Raw genomic sequence first — 17,840 nt, 5'->3', positions numbered from 1 at the left:
CCTGAGGCTTCGCCCGTCGTGTCCACCGGGTCACCTAGACTCGGCAGGGTGAGTGAGAATACCGATCAGAACACGACCGACAGCGCGCAAGAGCGGCCGCGACTCCTGCTCATCGATGGCCATTCGATGGCCTTCCGGGCATTCTTCGCCCTGCCGGCCGAGAATTTTTCGACGACCGGTGGCCAGCACACCAATGCTGTCTACGGCTTCCTCTCGATGCTGGCCAATATCCTCAAGGAGGAGGAGCCGAGCCATGTGGGCATCGCCTTTGACGTCGGCCGCAAAACTTTCCGTACCGATATGTTCCCGGCCTATAAGGCGCAACGGGAGGCCACCCCGGAGGAATTCAAGGGGCAGGTCGGGCTGATCAAGGAGGTGCTGCACTCCCTGGGCATCACGACCCTGGAGCAGGAGAACTACGAGGCCGATGACATCCTCGGGACCCTGGCCACTGAGGCCCGTCCGCTGAACTATGAAACCGTCATCGTCACCGGTGACCGCGACTATCTTCAGCTCGTTGATGAGCACACCACCGTGCTCTACCCGATGCGTGGTGTGTCTGTCCTGCACCGCTTCACCCCGGCAGCGGTAGCGGAGAAGTACGGCCTGACTCCGCAGCAGTACCCGGACTTCGCCGCCCTGCGCGGAGACCCCTCCGATAACCTTCCCAATATTCCCGGCGTCGGCGAGAAAACCGCGACCAAGTGGATCGTCCAATACGGTTCCCTGGATAATCTCCTGGCCAATGCCGATCAGATCAAGGGCAAGGTGGGCGAGAACTTCCGGGAGCGACTCGACCAGGTCAAACTCAACCGCAAGCTCACTGCCATGGTCATCGACATGGACCTGCCGGTCGGGCCCGATGATCTGGTCCCACAGGCGGCTAATGTCGCCGATATCGCCGAGCGTTTTGATGAGCTGCAGTTCGGCACCAATCTCCGTGAGCGCATCCTTTCGGCCGTCAAAGCTGATGCGGGGACCACTTCCGAGGAGTCTGAGGCCGCAGTGGATGCAGTCGTCGACACCGGCTCGCTCAGCGACTGGCTCTCAGCCCGAGCGGGACAGCCGTTGGCCATGGCGGTGTCCGGTATCGGCACACCCGCTACCGGCGATGCGGACTCCCTGGCGCTTATCGACGCCGATCACCGCGCCTTCGCCGTCGATCTCGCGGAAATCTCGGTGGCAGAGGAAAAGGCGCTGGCCCAGTGGCTGGCCTCGGACTCCCCGAAAATTCTGCACGAGTCCAAGTCGGTCTTCCATATGCTCGCTGGCCGAGGCTTTGATCTCAATGGCATCAGCCATGACACCGCCATTGCCGGATACTTGCTGCGTCCCGGCCAGCGCACCTATGAACTCAAGGATGTCTACCAGCGTCACCTGCAACGACAGCTCGCCGCCCCGGAGGAGGCCGCCACCGGCCAGCTCAGTCTGCTCGACAGTGGGGAAGACTCTCGTGCGCTGGTGGATCAGGCCGCGGCGATCATCGAGCTCGCGGCAGAACTGACCACCCTGTTGCAGGAGATCGACAGCTTCGAGCTCTATGCCGATCTGGAACTTCCCCTCGTGCCCATCCTTGCCCGCATGGAAGCTGCTGGCATCAAGGTGGATGTGGCAACCCTGGAGGAGCAGCTGGATTCCTTCATTGAATCCGTCACCGAGGAGGAGGGCGCGGCCCGTGAGCTGGCCGAGGATCCCACCCTCAACCTCTCCAGCCCGAAACAGCTGCAGGTGGTGCTTTTCGAGACTCTCGGCCTACCCAAGACCAAGAAGACCAAGACCGGTTACTCCACCGCAGCCAAGGAGATCGAGGCGCTTGCGGTCAAACACCCGCACCCCTTCCTCGATCATCTGCTCGCACACCGCGAGTACCAGAAGATGAAGACCACCCTGGAGGGGTTGATCAAGGCCGTCAACGGTGACGGTCGGATTCACACCACCTTCAATCAGACGGTGGCCTCCACGGGACGGCTTTCCTCGACTGATCCGAACCTGCAGAATATCCCGGTCCGTACCCCAGCCGGCCGCAAGATCCGCTCCGCCTTTATCGTCGGCGAGGGCTATGAAACCCTGTTGACCGCTGACTACTCCCAGATTGAGATGCGTGTGATGGCGCATCTGTCCGGCGACCCCGGACTGATCGAGGCGTATCAGGCTGGCGAGGATCTGCACAACTACGTCGGCTCCAAGGTCTTCGACGTGCCCATCGACGGGGTGACCCCGGATCTACGTCGCCGCGTCAAGGCCATGTCCTATGGCCTGGTCTACGGACTTTCCGCCTTCGGTCTTTCCCAACAGCTCAATATCTCTCCGGCAGAAGCTAAAGAAACCATGGAGAGCTACTTCGAGCGCTTCGGCGGAGTCAAGCGCTACCTCTCTGAAATTGTCGACCAGGCTCGCCAGGCCGGTTATACCTCGACGCTGTTCGGGCGTCGACGCTATCTACCGGAGCTGACCTCCGATAACCGGGTCGCCCGCGAGAATGCGGAGCGTGCCGCGCTCAATGCACCCATCCAGGGCACCGCGGCCGACATCATCAAGGTCGCCATGATCCGGGTTGACCGTCAGCTTCGCCAGGCCGGGGTCAAGTCCCGGGTCCTGCTGCAGGTTCACGATGAACTTGTCGTCGAGATCGCAGCCGGAGAACTCGAACAGGTCCGCAGCATAGTGGAGCAGGAAATGGATGGCGCGATTACCTTGGCCGTGCCGCTCGAGGTCTCGGCCGGGGACGGCGGCGACTGGGATACTGCGGCACACTGATGCCTAACCGTCCACTCGCCCGCGCCAGGCTGCTCGCCCAGGGGTTGGTCACTCGTCCTTACGTCAGCCCGCTGGCGGCGGTCCGTGCCTTCGGCTTGATGCAGGGGCAGGAACCCACCGTGTTTTCTTCGGTCGCCCTGCGTACCGCAGACGTCTCGATGGAAGCTCTCCACGCCAGCCTCGACGCGGGGGAGCTGGTACGAGCCTATCCGATGCGCGGTACGGTCTTCCTCGCAACGGCTGAGGACATGGCCTGGCTCAGTGAGCTCTGCGCCGGCCCCTCCTACAACCGGACCAAGGAACGGTGCCGGAAGGTGGGGGCGGATGAGGCCTCGATCGAGCGGGTCACCACAGCGTTTATCGATGCCCCGACCGGGCTGACCCAGGAACAGTTCCGGGAACTGGTGGCCCGGGAGATCCCGGGCGCCACCTCTGGGACCTTCTACATGCTGAGATATCTGCTCATGATCAGCGGGGTGGCGGTCTACGCCGGATCCGGACAGCTGATCACACCGGCGGCCGGGTTACTCGGTCCGGGACTGGAACAGCGGTTCAACGGTGACCGCGATGCGGGCGTCCTGGAGTTGGCCACCCGCTACCTGCGCACTCACGGACCAGCCGACATGGAGGACTTCGCCTGGTGGTCCAAGCTTCCCAAAGCTGAGATCCGGCGGGCCTTCGCCGCGTTGCCCCCGGATCTGGAGGTAGATGAACACGGTCGCTGGGCCCGGATCGGTCTCCAGGATGAGGTTTGCGGGCAGGGGAGCACCCTCAGGCAGCCTCATCTGCTGCCGCCCTTCGACGAATATATCCTCGGCTACCGGGACCGCATGTTCGCCATGTCTGAGGACTCCCACGCCCGGTTGGTTCCCCGGAACATGGGCATCTTCCGCAAGGCGGTGGTGGTCGACGGGGTGGTCCGCGGATCCTGGCAGCAGATCAACGGAAAACTCCAGCTCGAGGATTACGCCGGAATCCCCGCCTACGCCGAGCCCGGGATCAGACGGAGATTCCGAGAGTTCCCCGGACACCGGATCTGAACACCTCGAACGCAGGGTCGCTGGGCTCGGCGTCGATAAGTTCAGCGTCCGGAGGACACAGGGTGCTCCGCCAGCGTCTTGCCCCACACGGTCTCAGGTTAGTCAGGGAGCCGGGAACTGAAGATCGCGGTGCCGGGGAAGATCCGGCCGCGTTCCGGTGACCACTGCCCCCAATTCTGGGTTAGTTGTTCGGGCCATTCCGGTTCCATCATGTCCTGGAGAATGAATCCCGCACCGGCCAGTGCCCGGATGTGGTCGCCGACCTTGTGTTGAAATTCGGCATAGGTGGGGGTGCCATCTTCATCGAATTCGGTGTAACCCTCCTCGAAGTAGCTGGCGTAGACCTGTAGAGAATCCGGGTCATCGACGAAGATCCACCGCATCGGGTGATTGACCGAGTAGACGAATCGGCCGCCTGGTTTGAGAACCCGGGCGACCTCTTTGAAAAGAACCCCGAGATCGGCGATAAAGGGAATTGCCCCGAAGGCCGAAAATACCACGTCAAAGGAGTCATCCCGGTAGGGCAGGGAGGTGGCATCGGCCTGAACCAGTGCGACCCCGTGATCCGTGCCGGCCTTGGCGAGCATGCCAGCCGAGAGGTCGAAAGCCGAGATGAAACCGACCCCGTCCGCAGCCAGCCAGCGCGCGCAGGGGGCGGAACCGCAGCCGATCTCCAGAACATGGGCGTGACTGACATCGCCGAGTAGTCGGGCTTCGCCTTCGGAAAGCATCTCAGGACACCAGTTGAAGCCCGCGAGGTACTCCGGATGTGACTCATGATAGTGGTCTGCGTCTGCATCCCAATGGGTCCGATTCGCCTCGGAGATCTGTGGTGCGGAAGGTGATGGTGGGAAAGAGTTAGGCATGGTGTGAATTCTATTTGCTCATGCTGGGGAAACCCACTAGTCTGGGGGGGCCGTATCTACGCGCTGGTGTGCGTCCGGTCTCTATAGGAGGGCCTGAAACGCAGCGGAGTGAGATCTGAATCCCTGATCGGTCAGGGAGTAGGAGAGATGCGTTCCTGTCCATATTCTATTTCCTATCCATTTCGGAGCAAATTACATATGCCCACCAACAACGCCCCTCAGGTTGCCATCAACGATATTGGCACCGCTGAGGACTTCCTCGCCGCGATCGACGCGACCATCAAGTACTTCAACGATGGTGACATCGTCGAAGGCACCGTCGTCAAGGTGGACCGCGACGAGGTCCTGCTCGACATCGGATACAAGACCGAGGGTGTCATCCCCTCTCGCGAGCTCTCCATCAAGCACGATGTCGATCCCGATGAGGTCGTCAAGGTTGGCGACGAGATCGACGCACTTGTTCTCACCAAGGAGGACAAGGAAGGTCGTCTGATCCTCTCCAAGAAGCGCGCTCAGTACGAGCGTGCATGGGGTGCCATCGAGGAACTGCAGAAGAACGACGAGCCGGTCACCGGTACCGTCATCGAGGTCGTCAAGGGCGGCCTGATCCTCGACATCGGCCTGCGTGGCTTCCTGCCTGCTTCCCTCGTTGAGATGCGCCGCGTCCGCGACCTGGAGCCCTACATCGGCCAGGAGCTCGAAGCCAAGATCATCGAGCTGGACAAGCAGCGCAACAACGTTGTCCTGTCCCGCCGTGCACACCTCGAGCAGACCCAGTCCGCGGTCCGCTCCGAGTTCCTGCACCAGCTGCAGAAGGGCCAGGTCCGCAAGGGCGTCGTGTCCTCCATCGTCAACTTCGGCGCCTTCGTCGATCTCGGCGGCGTCGACGGCCTGGTTCACGTTTCCGAGCTGTCCTGGAAGCACATCGACCACCCATCTGAGGTTGTCACCGTCGGCGATGAGGTCACCGTGGAGGTGCTCGACGTCGATCTCGACCGCGAGCGCGTCTCCCTGTCGCTGAAGGCTACCCAGGAAGATCCGTGGCGTGTCTTCGCCCGCACCCACGCTGTGGGTCAGATCGTCCCGGGCAAGGTCACCAAGCTGGTTCCCTTCGGTGCGTTCGTTCGCGTCGAAGAGGGGATCGAGGGCCTGGTCCACATCTCCGAGCTGGCTCAGCGCCACGTCGAGGTTCCGGACCAGGTTGTCACCGTCGGCGAAGAGGCCATGGTCAAGGTCATCGACATCGATCTCGATCGTCGTCGTATCTCCCTGTCCCTCAAGCAGGCTGACGAGGACTACACCGAGGAGTTCGACCCGTCCAAGTACGGCATGGCCGACTCCTACGACGATCAGGGTAACTACATCTTCCCTGAGGGCTTCGACGCCGAGACCAACGAATGGCTCCCGGAGTTCGACGAGCAGCGTCAGGTATGGGAGGGGCGCTACGCAGAATCCGAGCGTCGCTTCCAGCTGCACACCGCTCAGATCGAGCGTCACCGTGTCGCAGCGGCTGAGGCTGCCGAGCAGTCCGCCACCAACTACTCCTCCGAGTCTGAGGAAGCTGCTCCGGCTTCCCAGGACGCAGAGGTTGAGACCACCGGTGGTTCCCTGGCTTCCGACGAGCAGCTCGCTGCTCTGCGCGAGAAGCTGGCCGGCAACTAAGATTAAGTAATTGGGGCCCGGGTTATCCCGGGCCCTTTTTGCATGCCTAAAATCCGCCGGGTGAGTTCCCCTCAGGTCGTGGGGTCAGGTTTCCCACGTAGACTCTGAACTTACACAGAGTTTCCGGGGTGAAATCTCAGGTTTATGGTGATTGCCCCTTGTTGAAGAGAGGCAGCCTTGACTCCGCACACCCCAACTCACCATCGCACCCCCGGGATCGCCGGCACGTTGATCCGGATCACCGGGCTTTTCGGGGTGCTCATCATCTGGAGCACCGTCGTGGCCATCGCCTACGCCTATGGTGGGAGTGCCGGGTGGATTGGCTGGCTCCGGCTACCCGAAGGCATTGAACCTTTCACCAGGCTCAATCTTGAGATGGCAGATGTGGTGGCTTATGCGGCCTTGTTTACGGCGATCCTGATTTCTTCGACGGTTCAGTTGAATTCGACGGTCAGCTCAGCGGATTCGCTAGCCTCTAAAGTCCCGCAGGATGAGCACGAAGCCCATGAGCTGGCGCGAAGTCTGCGGACCTACACCAACCAGGCTGAGATGGCGTTGCTGGCCAGTTTTGGTTCCGCGCTGGCCGTGATGGGGCTCTCCGTGTTGTTCACCCTCTCCGAGCTCGCCCTGAAGGCCGCCGATCCAGGAGCCGTTGATGAACGCGGGATCGGCTGGAGCATCTTCTTCGAGAATGCCCAGGGCATCCTCCATCCGCGAAACCTCTTCATGTTTGTGGTGTCCTATCTACTCCTCCTAGCCACCTTCGCCTCCATGCCGGAATGGAAGAAGACCGGGTTTTTCCGGCGGCAGGCAGAGGAGAATGCCCAAGAGTCGGCAGAGCGTCTTGAGCTTCTGCAGAGCCGCATGAAGCTGCAGACATTTCCGGTGCTCCACCTGACCCGTCGATCCACGGTATTCGGTCTCCTGGGGTATGTGATCTATGCCCTGCTGTTCTCTGTGGGACTGCAAACTTCGGTGGGGGCCTTCGCCACCGAAGCCGGTTATGGCGATGTGTTCCACAGTGGAAACCAGGTGTTCTGGTTCGTCCTCTTCGCCATCACCGCGACGCTGATCTCAGCGGGAGTCGGCTCAGTGGCCATGCGCCTGCTGCATCTGCAGATACATGGCGGCATCCTGATGCTGGGATCAGTCATATTGATGGCCATCGGTGCCTTCTACGTCTTCACCGGCGAGGGCTGGTGGCTGGCGATCTCCGTGGGGATCGTGGTCGCGATATTCCTGACGTGGTGGATCATCCTCTATGAGCGGGGGAGAGGAGTGCTGGTGGATGCCGACGTGCGCCCCTGGCGCTTCCTGATCAATCCTCCCCGCTATCTCATCGCCCGGCGCTACGAAAATATGCGGCACAGCGCGAACCTCGGTGGCGACCGCCCCATCTCGCGTTACTGAGGTGGTAGATCCGGAAGGTTAGCAGGCAGTCGGAATGAATTCTGCTGTCCCACTTGTAGCGCTGGTTGATCCACTAGAGTCAGGGGTATGTTGAGAATCGGACTCACGGGTGGCATCGGTAGCGGAAAATCCACCATCGCTGAACTATTCATCGAACGGGGTTTTCCCGTCATTGACGCTGATCAGGTTGCCCGCGATGTCGTCGAACCGGGAGAACCCGCACTTGAGCGGCTGGCGGAGGCCTTCGGCGAGGATATTCTCAATGAGAATGGCACCCTGAACCGGGGTGAGCTGGCTCGTCGGGCCTTTGTGGACCGGACCCGCACCGAGACCCTCAATGCGATCACCCACCCGGCGATCGAGGACATGGTCGGGGAGCGTTTCATCGCTTATGAGAAGGCTGGGGAACCTGCTGTCATCTATGACATGCCGCTCCTGGTGGACAAAAGCCTCCACCTGGAAATGGGCATGGTCATTGTCGTTGATGTGGACCTGGAAACCCGTGTGCAACGGCTCACCAGCACCCGGGGTCTGGACGCCGATGATGCCCGCCGCAGGATCGCCTCGCAAGTTGATGATGCCACCCGGTTGGCTGCAGCTGACATGGTCATTGACAACAATGGTGCCCGGGAAGAACTGATTCCTCAGGTGGATGCGGTGGTGGCAGAGATTAACCGGCGGGTGGCGGCTGAATCCTAGTCGTACTTCCTCGGGAGTTTCTCACTCGGGTGGTCCCCAGGGGCTATGTTCAGGGGCTGTTGTGGGGTTCCGGATGGGTCTACCCTTGAAGCCATGAAGACCTTCCTCATCGCAGCAATGGCAGGGCTCATGATGTCACTCGGCCTCAGCCGGAACCTCCTGAATACTGGTGAAGGTCAGGACGGCTGGATCAGTCTCCTGGTGGCCGGGTTACTGGTTATCCTGATCGGGGTGATCACCGTGGCAATGTCCAAACCAGCGAAACCAGCTGGCTGAAGAACTCCCCGTCCAGACAGGGACGGCAGCAACTTTCAAGTCTGTCCCGACAGGAAGTTTCTGGTCTAAGATCCTGAGGTATGGATCTTCACCCGAATGTGCAGCCCTTTGAGTTCCTCATCGGCATCTGGACCGGCGAGGGGCGGGGAATGTATCCCACCATCAGCGAGTTCGCCTACTCCGAAACCTTGAATTTTGCCGCTGTCCCGGGCAAGCCCTTCCTCTCTTATGGACAGAAGACCATGGGCCCGCAGGGGCCGATGCACACTGAAGTGGGTTACCTCCGCCCAGTGAGTGAAAACCGCCTGGAGATGGTCCTGGCGCAGCCAACCGGGCAGACCGAACTGCTCGAAGGTGAGGTTCGTTCGGAGGGCCTGCTCTTTGTCTTTGAGAAGTCGGTGGTAGCCAGCTCATCCACTGCCAAGCAGGTGGAAGCCACGACGCGGTCCTACACCTTCAATGCGGAGCGCACCGAGGTGGTCACCAAGTTCGGAATGGCAGCCGCCGGGCAGCCGATGCAACAACACCTGCACAGCCGATTGGTTAAGGAAAAGTAGCGGCATTTGGGAAAACCGCGGGTCTTGGTGGGCGGGAAAATGCCTGAGGCCGACCCGCCACTATTTCCCTGAGATCAGCGGCATCGGTCTTGAGATGGACCCTCAAGCACTGCGGATGTCTCTCTGAGCTTCCCACTGGGGTGAGCTTGCCGCAGTGGGAAGCGTTTCTCCCCTAACTCAGCTCCAGGCCCTCCCGACTCACCGCGAAACTGTAGAAGTCGATCGCACACATCACGCGAACCTCACCTTCCGGGACGGCGCAGCTGACTGGGCCATGAACAAGCCGGGATCCGGGCTGGAGCACCTGGGTCCGCTCATGGGGAAGGAAGATCCGGTTGACGTTGTGGGTGGTCGCTGGCTCACCCTGGTGGACCGAGACCGCATTGATGTCCCCCTCACCCTCATGGGCACACATGGCGAGGGGATCCTCCTCGGCGTACATCTCGCAGTAGGTGCCGTCCGGGCCCTGGAACTGCAGGCCCGGTTGCTCGGGGAAGATCAGTGCGGAGGAGAAGGGGGCGGGATCGGTTTCGTGGACCTCGGTGATCTCCCCGACAAAACGGCTACCGGGGATTCCTACCCAGGTATCAGAGGTTTCCACCGGATCTCTTTCAGGGGTGGTGGCTGAGGTGGGACCTGCAGTGACGGTTTCGGTGGTCTCTTCGCTGGCGCAGCCGGCAAGGGCGGTGGCTCCCAGGATGAAGGCTGCCAAGGTCGTCTTGGTTGGGAAGGGTCGGAAGTATTTCTTCACGCTGATCACGCTCCTTGGGAAAAGCCTAAACCAGAGCTCGGGTGCTGCCGGCCCTGCTGGCCAATCGATATGACATCGTCATCAGCGCTCGGGGCACCTTCAGCACGACTTTCCAGTTAGCGAAGGACACCGGTTCTCACCTCAAGTACCGCGGCGCCGCACCGCCCCGGGAAGCCAGCATCACCGCGGTCGTCGATAAGCACCCCCGATCGGCGTATCCTGTGGGGTATGGCTTTTGCTGCTGAACATCCTGTGTTGTCCCATTCCGAACATCGCCCGGTCGGTGAGATTGAGCGCTCTGATGCGAAGTTCGAGGTCATCTCGGAGTTCCAGCCCGCCGGTGACCAGCCTGCCGCGATCAAGGAGCTCGATGAGCGGCTCAATCGTGGCGAGGAGGATATCGTCCTGCTGGGTGCCACCGGTACCGGTAAGTCCGCCACCGCTGCCTGGTTGATCGAGAAGCAGCAGCGGCCCACTCTGGTGATGGCACCGAACAAGACCTTGGCGGCACAGCTGGCTAATGAGCTTCGCCAGCTGCTGCCCAATAACGCGGTGGAGTACTTCGTCTCCTATTACGACTACTACCAGCCGGAGGCGTATATCGCGCAGACGGACACCTACATCGAGAAGGATTCCTCGATCAACGAGGATGTCGAGCGGCTGCGTCACTCGGCGACCTCCTCCCTACTTTCGCGTCGCGATGTCGTGGTGGTGTCCTCGGTGTCCTGCATCTATGGCCTGGGCACCCCGCAGTCCTACCTGGACCGTTCGGTGGTGCTAAAGGTGGGGGAGGAGGTCGACCGTGACCGTTTTCTCCGGTTGCTGGTGGATATCCAGTATGACCGCAATGACATCGCCTTCACCCGTGGTGCCTTCCGGGTCAAGGGCGATACCGTGGACATCATTCCGGCCTATGAGGAATTGGCGGTGCGGGTGGAGTTCTTCGGTGATGAAGTGGACGCGCTGTACTACATCCATCCGTTGACCGGTGACATCATCCGCCAGGTTGAGGAGATCCGCATCTTCCCGGCGACCCATTATGTGGCTGGTCCGGAGAAAATGGAGAAGGCCGTTGCAGAGATCAAGGCGGAGCTCGCCGAGCGCTTGGCCAGCCTGGAAAACCGGGGCAAGCTGCTGGAGGCCCAGCGGCTGCGGATGCGTACCGAATATGACCTGGAGATGATCGAACAGGTCGGTTTCTGCTCGGGTATCGAGAACTACTCCCGCCATATCGACGGACGTGGAGCGGGCACCTCACCGGCCACCCTGATGGACTATTTCCCCGAGGACTTTCTTACCATCATCGATGAGTCCCATGTGACGGTGCCACAGATCGGCGGTATGTTCGAGGGGGATATGTCGCGAAAGCGTAACCTGGTGGAATTTGGATTCCGGTTGCCCTCAGCCATGGATAACCGCCCGTTGACCTGGGAGGAGTTCGAGGAGCGCAAGGGACAGTGCGTGTATATGTCCGCGACCCCCGGCAAATACGAGATGGCTGCGGCCGGCGGTGAGTTCGTGGAGCAGGTGATCCGTCCGACCGGTCTGGTGGATCCGAAGATCACCGTCAAGCCCACCAAGGGGCAGATCGATGATCTGATTCACGAGATCCGTCAGCGAACGGAGAAGAATGAACGCGTGTTGGTGACCACGCTGACCAAGAAGATGTCGGAGGATCTCACCGAATATCTCATGGAGAATGGTATCCGGGTGCGTTACCTCCACTCTGATATCGATACCCTGCAACGCGTGGAGTTGCTGCGGCAGCTGCGCCTGGGCGAGTACGACGTGCTGGTGGGTATCAACCTGCTTCGCGAGGGCCTTGACCTGCCCGAGGTGTCGCTGGTGGCGATCCTCGACGCCGACAAGGAGGGGTTCCTCCGCTCGACGACCTCCCTGATCCAGACCATCGGCCGTGCCGCCCGAAACGTCTCCGGCGAGGTGATCATGTACGCCGATAAAATCACCGACTCCATGCAGAATGCCATCGAAGAGACCGATCGCCGACGCGAGAAGCAGGTCGCCTACAACACGGAACGCGGTATCGATCCGCAACCCCTGCGGAAGAAGATCGCCGATATCCTCGACCAGGTCTATGAAAACACCGGGGCGGGTGGGGAGACGTCCGCGGGTGGTGACGCCGCGGTGGCGGAGAAGGCCGATATCTCCAACATGCCCACGGAACAGGTCCAGAAGCTTATCGACGACCTGAGCGCCCAGATGGGCGCTGCCGCCCGGGAGCTGAAGTTCGAGCTCGCCGGCCGCCTCCGAGATGAGATCGTGGAGCTGAAGAAGGAGCTGCGCGGGATCAAGGATGCCGGTATCTAATCGCTCACACCAGTGACAGTCGGTCAGGCAAACCACCGGCACCGAGGGCCCTCGCGGCGCTAGGATGATCCAGAAGAAACTTCAACAACAGGAAATCAGAGGAACATGAAGAAGTACAGCACAATTGCAGTGGGCACCGATGGATCCGATTCTGCACTGGAGGCAGTCAAGACCGCGGCCAGCCTGGCCACTGTCTATGAGGCTGAGTTGGTTATTATCTGCGCTTACTTCAACAACACCGGTTCACTGCTGGGATCCCGCCAAGCTGATGCCACCTCCATCCCGGTGGTCAGTCAGGAGAACGCGCAGGAATTCCTGCGCGAGGCTCAGCAGGCCGCTGAAACTGAAGGCGCACAGCGGGTGACACTGCGCGACGTGTCCGGAGTTCCGGTGGAGGCGCTGCTCCACACCCTCGATGAGGTCAAGGCTGACCTTCTGGTGGTGGGGAACCGGGGTGTCAACTCACTGACGGGACGTGTCTTCGGAAGCATCCCGACGGGAGTGTCCCGTAAGGCACACGTGGACGTGATGCTGGTCAACACCTCTGATGGGCGTTAGTTGCGTCTATTCTCCGGTTGATTCTGAGGATACTTGATAGACTTATCAGCTAAAGAACACCCACCATAATTTCACGAGGGAAAGGGTCCCATGAGCGAGACTTACCGAAAGATTGTCGTCGGCACCGACGGCTCCAAGTCCTCCCTGCTGGCAGTTGAGCGTGCCGCCAAGATCGCCGCAGCATTTGATGCGACCCTCATTGTCGGCGTTGCCTTCTACGAGACCAAGGAGGATGCCTCCAAGACCCTGCGTCAGGATTCCATCACCGTGCTCGGTGATGAGGTCGCGAACCAGAACCTTGCGGCCGCCGCTGCTCATGCCAAGTCCTTCGGTGTCGAAAAGATCGAGACCGCCGTCCGCTCCGGCACCCCGGTGCAGGCGTTGATGTCGATCGTCAACGATCACCAGGCTGATCTCCTGGTGGTGGGCAATCGTGGTATCAATTCCCTGACCGGCCGTCTGCTGGGTTCCGTTCCGGCGGATGTCGCACGCCAGTCGGACTGTGATGTGATGATCGTTCACACCGTCAGCTAATTCATCCCCGGGGGGGGATCTGGTAGACAACCGCAGCTCCCGTGGCGCAGATGCCGAATTCGGTATCTGACCACGGGAGCTGCGGTATTTCGCGGGCGGGAGAAGTCAGGCGGCCCAGTCGCCGAGGGCGCCCTCGAGCGCGCCCAACGCGGCGTCGATAAGCGCCCAGCGGGCGTCTTCCGTGCAGCCCTGGGAAGCCCAGTGCGCACCGGCGCTGTTGAGAAAACCGAGGTAGCCATGCAGTGCGAATTCATGGCGCAGTTGTTGACTGGGGTTGAGCTCGGAGTGCAGCAGCTCGATGAGCTCAGCCTCGGATTCAGCACGGAGTTCAGTGGCACCAGTGGGTTCGGCTCCGGACTTATGGAGTGGGATCTGCCCCGGGATTCCGGCGAGGTGCTCGAGATGAACTGCGGTGACCACCTGGATCCGGTCCCGGATCGAGCTGCCCGCAGGTTGTTGGCTCAACGCCTGATCGCGATGTCGGGAAAGCTCCTCGAGTGCCTGCTCCAGCACTGATTCGTAGAGTCCTTCCTTGCTGCGGAAGTAGCGGTAGATCAGAGCGTCCGAGGCATCGGCCTGCTCGGAGATCGCGGCTATTTTCACCCGGTCATAGGGGGTGGTGGCGAACTGGGAGGCCGCCGCCTCGAGGATTGCGGCGCGTCGGGCATCTGGATCGAGGCGCTTTCTGGGGCGGCGGTCAGTGCGGGTCATGCTTGCCAGAATAGCACTAGTGAACTATTCTCACTAACGTTAGTGAACTGGATTCAATAGGAGGGGCTTCATGGACTGGAGCGAGCACACGATCTTCTGGCACGTCTATCCGCTGGGCTTTTGCGGCGCGCCCATCAGGGAAGTGGATGTATTTCCCCAGCCACGGCTGCGAAAGTTGCTGAACTGGCTTGATTATGTGGTGGATCTGGGCACAAATGCGCTACTTCTTGGCCCAGTCTTCACCTCCCAGACCCACGGCTATGATCTGCTCGATCAATTCCAGATCGATCCGCGCCTGGGGACCGAGGAAGACTTCACCGAACTAATCGCAGCAGCCAAACACCGGGGGCTGCGGGTGATCCTCGATGGAGTGTTCAGCCATGTGGGCCGGGAGCACCCTGATGTGCAGCAGGCGCTGCGAGAGGGTCCCGGCAGTGCCAAAGCCGCCCGTTTCGACATTGACTGGGAAGCCGATGGAGGACCTAAACCCCGGGTATTCGAGGGGCATGAGACCCTGGTTCGGCTCAACCACGACGACCCCGGAACCCGCGAGCATGTGGTTGAGGTGATGAACTACTGGCTTGATCGTGGCATCCACGGGTGGCGGTTGGATGCCGCTTACTCCGTGGATCCGGAGTTCTGGGCGGAGGTGCTCCCCCGGGTTCGGGAGAGCCATCCTGATGTCTGGTTTCTGGGTGAGGTCATCCACGGCGACTATGCAAAAATCAGCTGGGACGCCAAAATCGATTCCATCACCCAGTATGAACTCTGGAAGGGCATCTGGTCCAGCCTGAAGAACGCTAACCTCTACGAACTCGACCATGCGCTGCAACGGCATGACCACTTCCTGGAATCTTTTGTCCCGCAGACGTTCATCGGTAATCACGATGTCACCCGCATCGCCAGTAACCTCGGGCCGCAGGGTGCGGTGACGGCACTGGCGATCCTCATGACTGTCGGCGGGGTGCCCTCGATCTATGCCGGAGACGAACAGGGCTTCACCGGAGTCAAGGAGGAGCGTGTCGGAGGCGATGACGCGGTGCGGCCGGCTTTTCCGGATCATCCCTCGGAGTTGAGCCCGTTGGGCTCGGAGATCCACCGGGCACATCAGGAGCTGATCGCCCTGCGGCGCCAACACCCCTGGCTGCATGATTCCATGTTGGAGATGCAGGATCTGGATAACACCCAGTGCCGCTACCAGGTGGTGGGCACCGATCCCGCCGAGGTAATCGAGGTCTCCCTCAACCTCAAACCAGCCAAGGGTGAATCCCGGGTACTCATCCGGGATCACCAGGGAAAGGTGCTCTGGCGGCAGTCCGCCTCATAGCGGCAGGCTGAACCGGAGTGCCCACCCCAAGAGCCGGGGAGCCTAGAGTTCCGGAATATCGCCGATCAGGGTGAGCGTCTGCGTGGTACGGGTGACCGCTACATAGAGGTCTTGCCAACCCTGCGGGCTCTGTTCGATGAGGGCGAGGGGATCGACGACGATCACGTGGTCGAACTCCAAGCCCTTGACCTCGGAGACACCGAGCACCGAAATCGCGGGATCCACACCGGGGGGAGTGGCCTGGCGGCGCTCATCAGGGATGATGATCGCGACCATACGCTCGGCATCCTCTGCCAGGAGCCGGGCCGCCACCTCCCACGGATCGGTGCCCACCGGAAGCTGCTCCGGATGGCGGCCGGCCTCCCGGATCGCGGTTGCCGGCTGGGCCATCGGATCGATGACGGCCAGAATCTTATGCGCCACCGCCATGATCTCCGCCGGAGTCCGGTAGTTGACGGTGAGCTCATGATGCCGGAAACGGGTCTTGACGTAGGGCGCCAGGGCCTCATGCCAGGAATCGACCCCCGCGGGGGAGCCGGTCTGGGCGGTATCGCCCACCAGGGTCATCCAACGGGAGGGACTCCGACGCATGACCATCCGCCAATCCATGGGACTGAGCTCCTGGGCCTCATCAACGATCACATGACCATAAGCCCAGGTATGGTCGATCTTCGCCCGGTCAGCGGTGGAGCGGATATCGCGGACCTCCTGACGCTGGGCCAGGGTCTCGGCATCAATAACATCATGGGCACTGAGGATCTCGGCCTCGTACTGGTCATCATCATTATCGGTGGAGGCGGAACCGCTCAAGATATCCAGGGCGTCCTGAGCATCCTCGATCATCTCCCGGTGCCGACTCTCAGCCTGCACGCGGGCCTGCTCCGGATCAGGCATTCCGATCAGCACCGCCAGTTCATCGAGCAGGGCGGCATCCGAAGGTGCCCACGTCGAACCCTCATCACGGTGGAGCGCATCCTGGGTTTCCTCGTCATAATCACGGGCGGCACTGCTGATGGCATCACGATCCTCCAACAGTCCCCGGAGCACCTCGGTGGGCTCGAGTTCGGGCCAGAGCTCGTCGAGCAGGGATTCCACGGCGGGTTCCGCCGCCAACTCATCATGGAGCTCATCAATGTCGGCGCGGCTGAGCAGATTCTTACCACCCAGCGGGTCGGCGCCGATCTTCTCGGCCAGCTGCTGTGCCAGTTGCTCGAGCAGGTGCTCATTGAAGATCTTGCGGGCGTCATTATGGGGCTGGCGGGAACGCCGCGCCCGGGTGCGGGAGGACTTGACCATTGCGGCGTCGCACAGCAAGGTCAGGGAACCCACCCGCAGCTCCACGGGCTCATCGGGCAGGAGCTGGTGGTCCTTGACAGCCTCGCGCAGGATCTCGACCATCTCCAGTGATCCCTTGATCTCCCGGGCAAGGAGTGGCTCCTGGGCGGTACCGGACACCCCGGGATAGACCTCGCCGAGGGTGGCCAACACCACGCCGGTTTCCCCCAGCTCCGGCAGCACCCGGGAGATGTAGTCGAGGAAGGTGCGGTTCGGCCCGATGATGAGTACGCCGGACTTCGCGAGCTGATCGCGGTGGGTATAGAGCAGATAGGCAACCCGGTGCAGGGCGACGGCGGTCTTGCCGGTTCCCGGACCACCCTGGACGACCATCACACCGCGGGTGGTGTCGCGGATGATTTCGTCCTGTTCCCGTTGGATGGTCTCGACGATATTGCGCATATGGCCGGAACGGGCCTGTTGCATCGCCCGGAACAGTGCGGATTCAGAACCAACCCCACTGCGTTCCACACCGGCACCCTCACCAGCGAGAAACTCATCATCAATCCCGAGGACCTGGCGGCCCCGGGTGCGGAGATGCCGACGGATCTGCACACCCTCCGGGTTGGCGGTGGTCGCCAGATAGAAGGGACGAGCCTGATCAGCCCGCCAGTCCAGAAGGAGAGTGCGGTAGTTGTCTTCCCGGTCGAGCAGTCCCATGCGACCTATGTAGCGGCGCTCCAGCCCGGGATGCCCGGGCACCGGATTCTCGACATCAGCAGTTTCCACGTCAATGCGACCGAACACCAGACCCAGTTGGGCGATGTTGAGCCGGTCGAGCCGGGCATTGAGCCCGTGGTACTCGGTCTCGCGCTGCACCAGCGCCTCAGGATCCGGGTTCGAGGGATCGACCCGCAGCATCACTTCCTGCATCCGGGCATTAGCCTGGGTCACCTCATCATCAAGCCGGGTGAACAGGTCATCGACATACGCCTGCTCGACCTTCAGCTCTTCCTCCGCAGCCAAGTGGGATCCTCTCTCAAAGAAAATATTCGGGATGTGGAGTCCCGAATGTGGGCTATCAGTCTA

The 17,840-nt window shown here is 61.2% G+C and carries 15 protein-coding genes; 11 read left to right on the top strand and 4 right to left on the bottom strand.

Features of this window, described 5'->3' with window-relative positions; translation table 11 throughout:
• The first annotated feature begins 105 nt into the window (after positions 1–105).
• Both polA and ACTU46_RS12250 read left to right on the top strand, forming a co-directional pair.
• Positions 106–2,757, top strand: a complete 2,652-nt coding sequence (gene polA, locus ACTU46_RS12255) for a DNA polymerase I (RefSeq protein ID WP_443382147.1) — start codon at positions 106–108, stop codon at positions 2,755–2,757.
• Positions 2,757–3,797: a winged helix DNA-binding domain-containing protein gene (locus ACTU46_RS12250; protein ID WP_443382077.1), complete on the top strand. Its 1,041-nt coding sequence runs from the start codon at positions 2,757–2,759 to the stop codon at positions 3,795–3,797. Before polA ends, ACTU46_RS12250 begins: the two co-directional genes overlap by 1 nt.
• A gap of 98 nt (positions 3,798–3,895) precedes the next feature.
• On the opposite strand, the gene ACTU46_RS12245 is transcribed toward ACTU46_RS12250, so the two are convergent.
• Positions 3,896–4,663: a class I SAM-dependent methyltransferase gene (locus tag ACTU46_RS12245; RefSeq protein ID WP_443382075.1), complete on the bottom strand. Its 768-nt coding sequence runs from the start codon at positions 4,661–4,663 to the stop codon at positions 3,896–3,898.
• A 198-nt stretch (positions 4,664–4,861) separates the two neighbouring features.
• On the opposite strand from ACTU46_RS12245, the gene rpsA reads away from it, so the two are divergent.
• From rpsA to ACTU46_RS12220, 5 genes are all read left to right on the top strand, one after another.
• Positions 4,862–6,325 (top strand): 30S ribosomal protein S1, encoded by a 1,464-nt coding sequence (gene rpsA, locus ACTU46_RS12240; protein ID WP_443382073.1) that lies wholly within the window; start codon positions 4,862–4,864, stop codon positions 6,323–6,325.
• A 177-nt stretch (positions 6,326–6,502) separates the two neighbouring features.
• The gene (locus tag ACTU46_RS12235; RefSeq protein ID WP_443382071.1) at positions 6,503–7,735 is read left to right on the top strand and encodes a hypothetical protein; all 1,233 of its coding nucleotides are present in this window, start codon (positions 6,503–6,505) and stop codon (positions 7,733–7,735) included.
• A gap of 87 nt (positions 7,736–7,822) precedes the next feature.
• Complete coding sequence (coaE, locus tag ACTU46_RS12230) at positions 7,823–8,434, top strand: dephospho-CoA kinase (RefSeq protein WP_443382069.1); 612 nt, start codon at positions 7,823–7,825, stop codon at positions 8,432–8,434.
• Positions 8,435–8,527: 93 nt separating this feature from the next.
• Entirely contained in the window at positions 8,528–8,710 is a 183-nt protein-coding gene (locus ACTU46_RS12225; protein ID WP_443382067.1) for a hypothetical protein, read from the top strand.
• Between the two features lie 80 nt (positions 8,711–8,790).
• Positions 8,791–9,267: an FABP family protein gene (locus tag ACTU46_RS12220; RefSeq protein ID WP_443382065.1), complete on the top strand. Its 477-nt coding sequence runs from the start codon at positions 8,791–8,793 to the stop codon at positions 9,265–9,267.
• 172 nt (positions 9,268–9,439) lie between these two features.
• On the opposite strand, the gene ACTU46_RS12215 is transcribed toward ACTU46_RS12220, so the two are convergent.
• Positions 9,440–10,018 carry a hypothetical protein gene (locus ACTU46_RS12215; RefSeq protein ID WP_443382063.1) on the bottom strand — a complete coding sequence of 193 codons (579 nt, stop codon included), beginning with the start codon at positions 10,016–10,018 and terminating at the stop codon, positions 9,440–9,442.
• A gap of 228 nt (positions 10,019–10,246) precedes the next feature.
• On the opposite strand from ACTU46_RS12215, the gene uvrB reads away from it, so the two are divergent.
• The 3 genes from uvrB (at position 10,247) to ACTU46_RS12200 (ending at position 13,438) form a co-directional block, all read left to right on the top strand.
• Positions 10,247–12,346, top strand: coding sequence for an excinuclease ABC subunit UvrB (gene uvrB, locus ACTU46_RS12210; protein WP_443382061.1), 2,100 nt, complete (start codon positions 10,247–10,249; stop codon positions 12,344–12,346).
• 105 nt (positions 12,347–12,451) lie between these two features.
• Positions 12,452–12,904 carry a universal stress protein gene (locus tag ACTU46_RS12205; protein ID WP_443382059.1) on the top strand — a complete coding sequence of 151 codons (453 nt, stop codon included), beginning with the start codon at positions 12,452–12,454 and terminating at the stop codon, positions 12,902–12,904.
• Between the two features lie 90 nt (positions 12,905–12,994).
• A complete protein-coding gene (locus tag ACTU46_RS12200; RefSeq protein ID WP_443382057.1) occupies positions 12,995–13,438 on the top strand; it encodes a universal stress protein in 444 nt (147 codons plus the stop codon).
• Between the two features lie 105 nt (positions 13,439–13,543).
• Here ACTU46_RS12200 and ACTU46_RS12195 read toward each other — a convergent pair whose 3' ends face one another.
• Entirely contained in the window at positions 13,544–14,149 is a 606-nt protein-coding gene (locus ACTU46_RS12195) for a TetR/AcrR family transcriptional regulator (RefSeq protein WP_443382055.1), read from the bottom strand.
• Positions 14,150–14,219: 70 nt separating this feature from the next.
• On the opposite strand from ACTU46_RS12195, the gene ACTU46_RS12190 reads away from it, so the two are divergent.
• Complete coding sequence (locus ACTU46_RS12190) at positions 14,220–15,476, top strand: alpha-amylase family protein (protein ID WP_443382053.1); 1,257 nt, start codon at positions 14,220–14,222, stop codon at positions 15,474–15,476.
• A gap of 42 nt (positions 15,477–15,518) precedes the next feature.
• On the opposite strand, the gene ACTU46_RS12185 is transcribed toward ACTU46_RS12190, so the two are convergent.
• Positions 15,519–17,810: a HelD family protein gene (locus ACTU46_RS12185; protein ID WP_443382145.1), complete on the bottom strand. Its 2,292-nt coding sequence runs from the start codon at positions 17,808–17,810 to the stop codon at positions 15,519–15,521.
• Positions 17,811–17,840: the final 30 nt, after the last annotated feature.

The sequence above is a fragment of the Corynebacterium sp. A21 genome (genome assembly GCF_052266655.1).
GTDB lineage: Bacteria > Actinomycetota > Actinomycetes > Mycobacteriales > Mycobacteriaceae > Corynebacterium.
Note: the sequence above shows the minus strand (reverse complement) of the source record. Positions and strands in the feature narration are given on the sequence as shown.

Bases quoted from the DNA above. Each gene is read 5' to 3' on its own strand.
- ACTU46_RS12250 (WP_443382077.1), top strand. From the start codon at position 2,757: ATGCCTAACCGTCCACTCGCCCGCGCCAGGCTGCTCGCCCAGGGGTTG.
- ACTU46_RS12195 (WP_443382055.1), bottom strand. From the start codon at position 14,149: ATGACCCGCACTGACCGCCGCCCCAGAAAGCGCCTCGATCCAGATGCC.
- coaE (WP_443382069.1), top strand. From the start codon at position 7,823: ATGTTGAGAATCGGACTCACGGGTGGCATCGGTAGCGGAAAATCCACC.
- ACTU46_RS12200 (WP_443382057.1), top strand. From the start codon at position 12,995: ATGAGCGAGACTTACCGAAAGATTGTCGTCGGCACCGACGGCTCCAAG.
- ACTU46_RS12225 (WP_443382067.1), top strand. From the start codon at position 8,528: ATGAAGACCTTCCTCATCGCAGCAATGGCAGGGCTCATGATGTCACTC.
- uvrB (WP_443382061.1), top strand. From the start codon at position 10,247: ATGGCTTTTGCTGCTGAACATCCTGTGTTGTCCCATTCCGAACATCGC.
- ACTU46_RS12205 (WP_443382059.1), top strand. From the start codon at position 12,452: ATGAAGAAGTACAGCACAATTGCAGTGGGCACCGATGGATCCGATTCT.
- rpsA (WP_443382073.1), top strand. From the start codon at position 4,862: ATGCCCACCAACAACGCCCCTCAGGTTGCCATCAACGATATTGGCACC.
- ACTU46_RS12220 (WP_443382065.1), top strand. From the start codon at position 8,791: ATGGATCTTCACCCGAATGTGCAGCCCTTTGAGTTCCTCATCGGCATC.
- ACTU46_RS12190 (WP_443382053.1), top strand. From the start codon at position 14,220: ATGGACTGGAGCGAGCACACGATCTTCTGGCACGTCTATCCGCTGGGC.
- ACTU46_RS12245 (WP_443382075.1), bottom strand. From the start codon at position 4,663: ATGCCTAACTCTTTCCCACCATCACCTTCCGCACCACAGATCTCCGAG.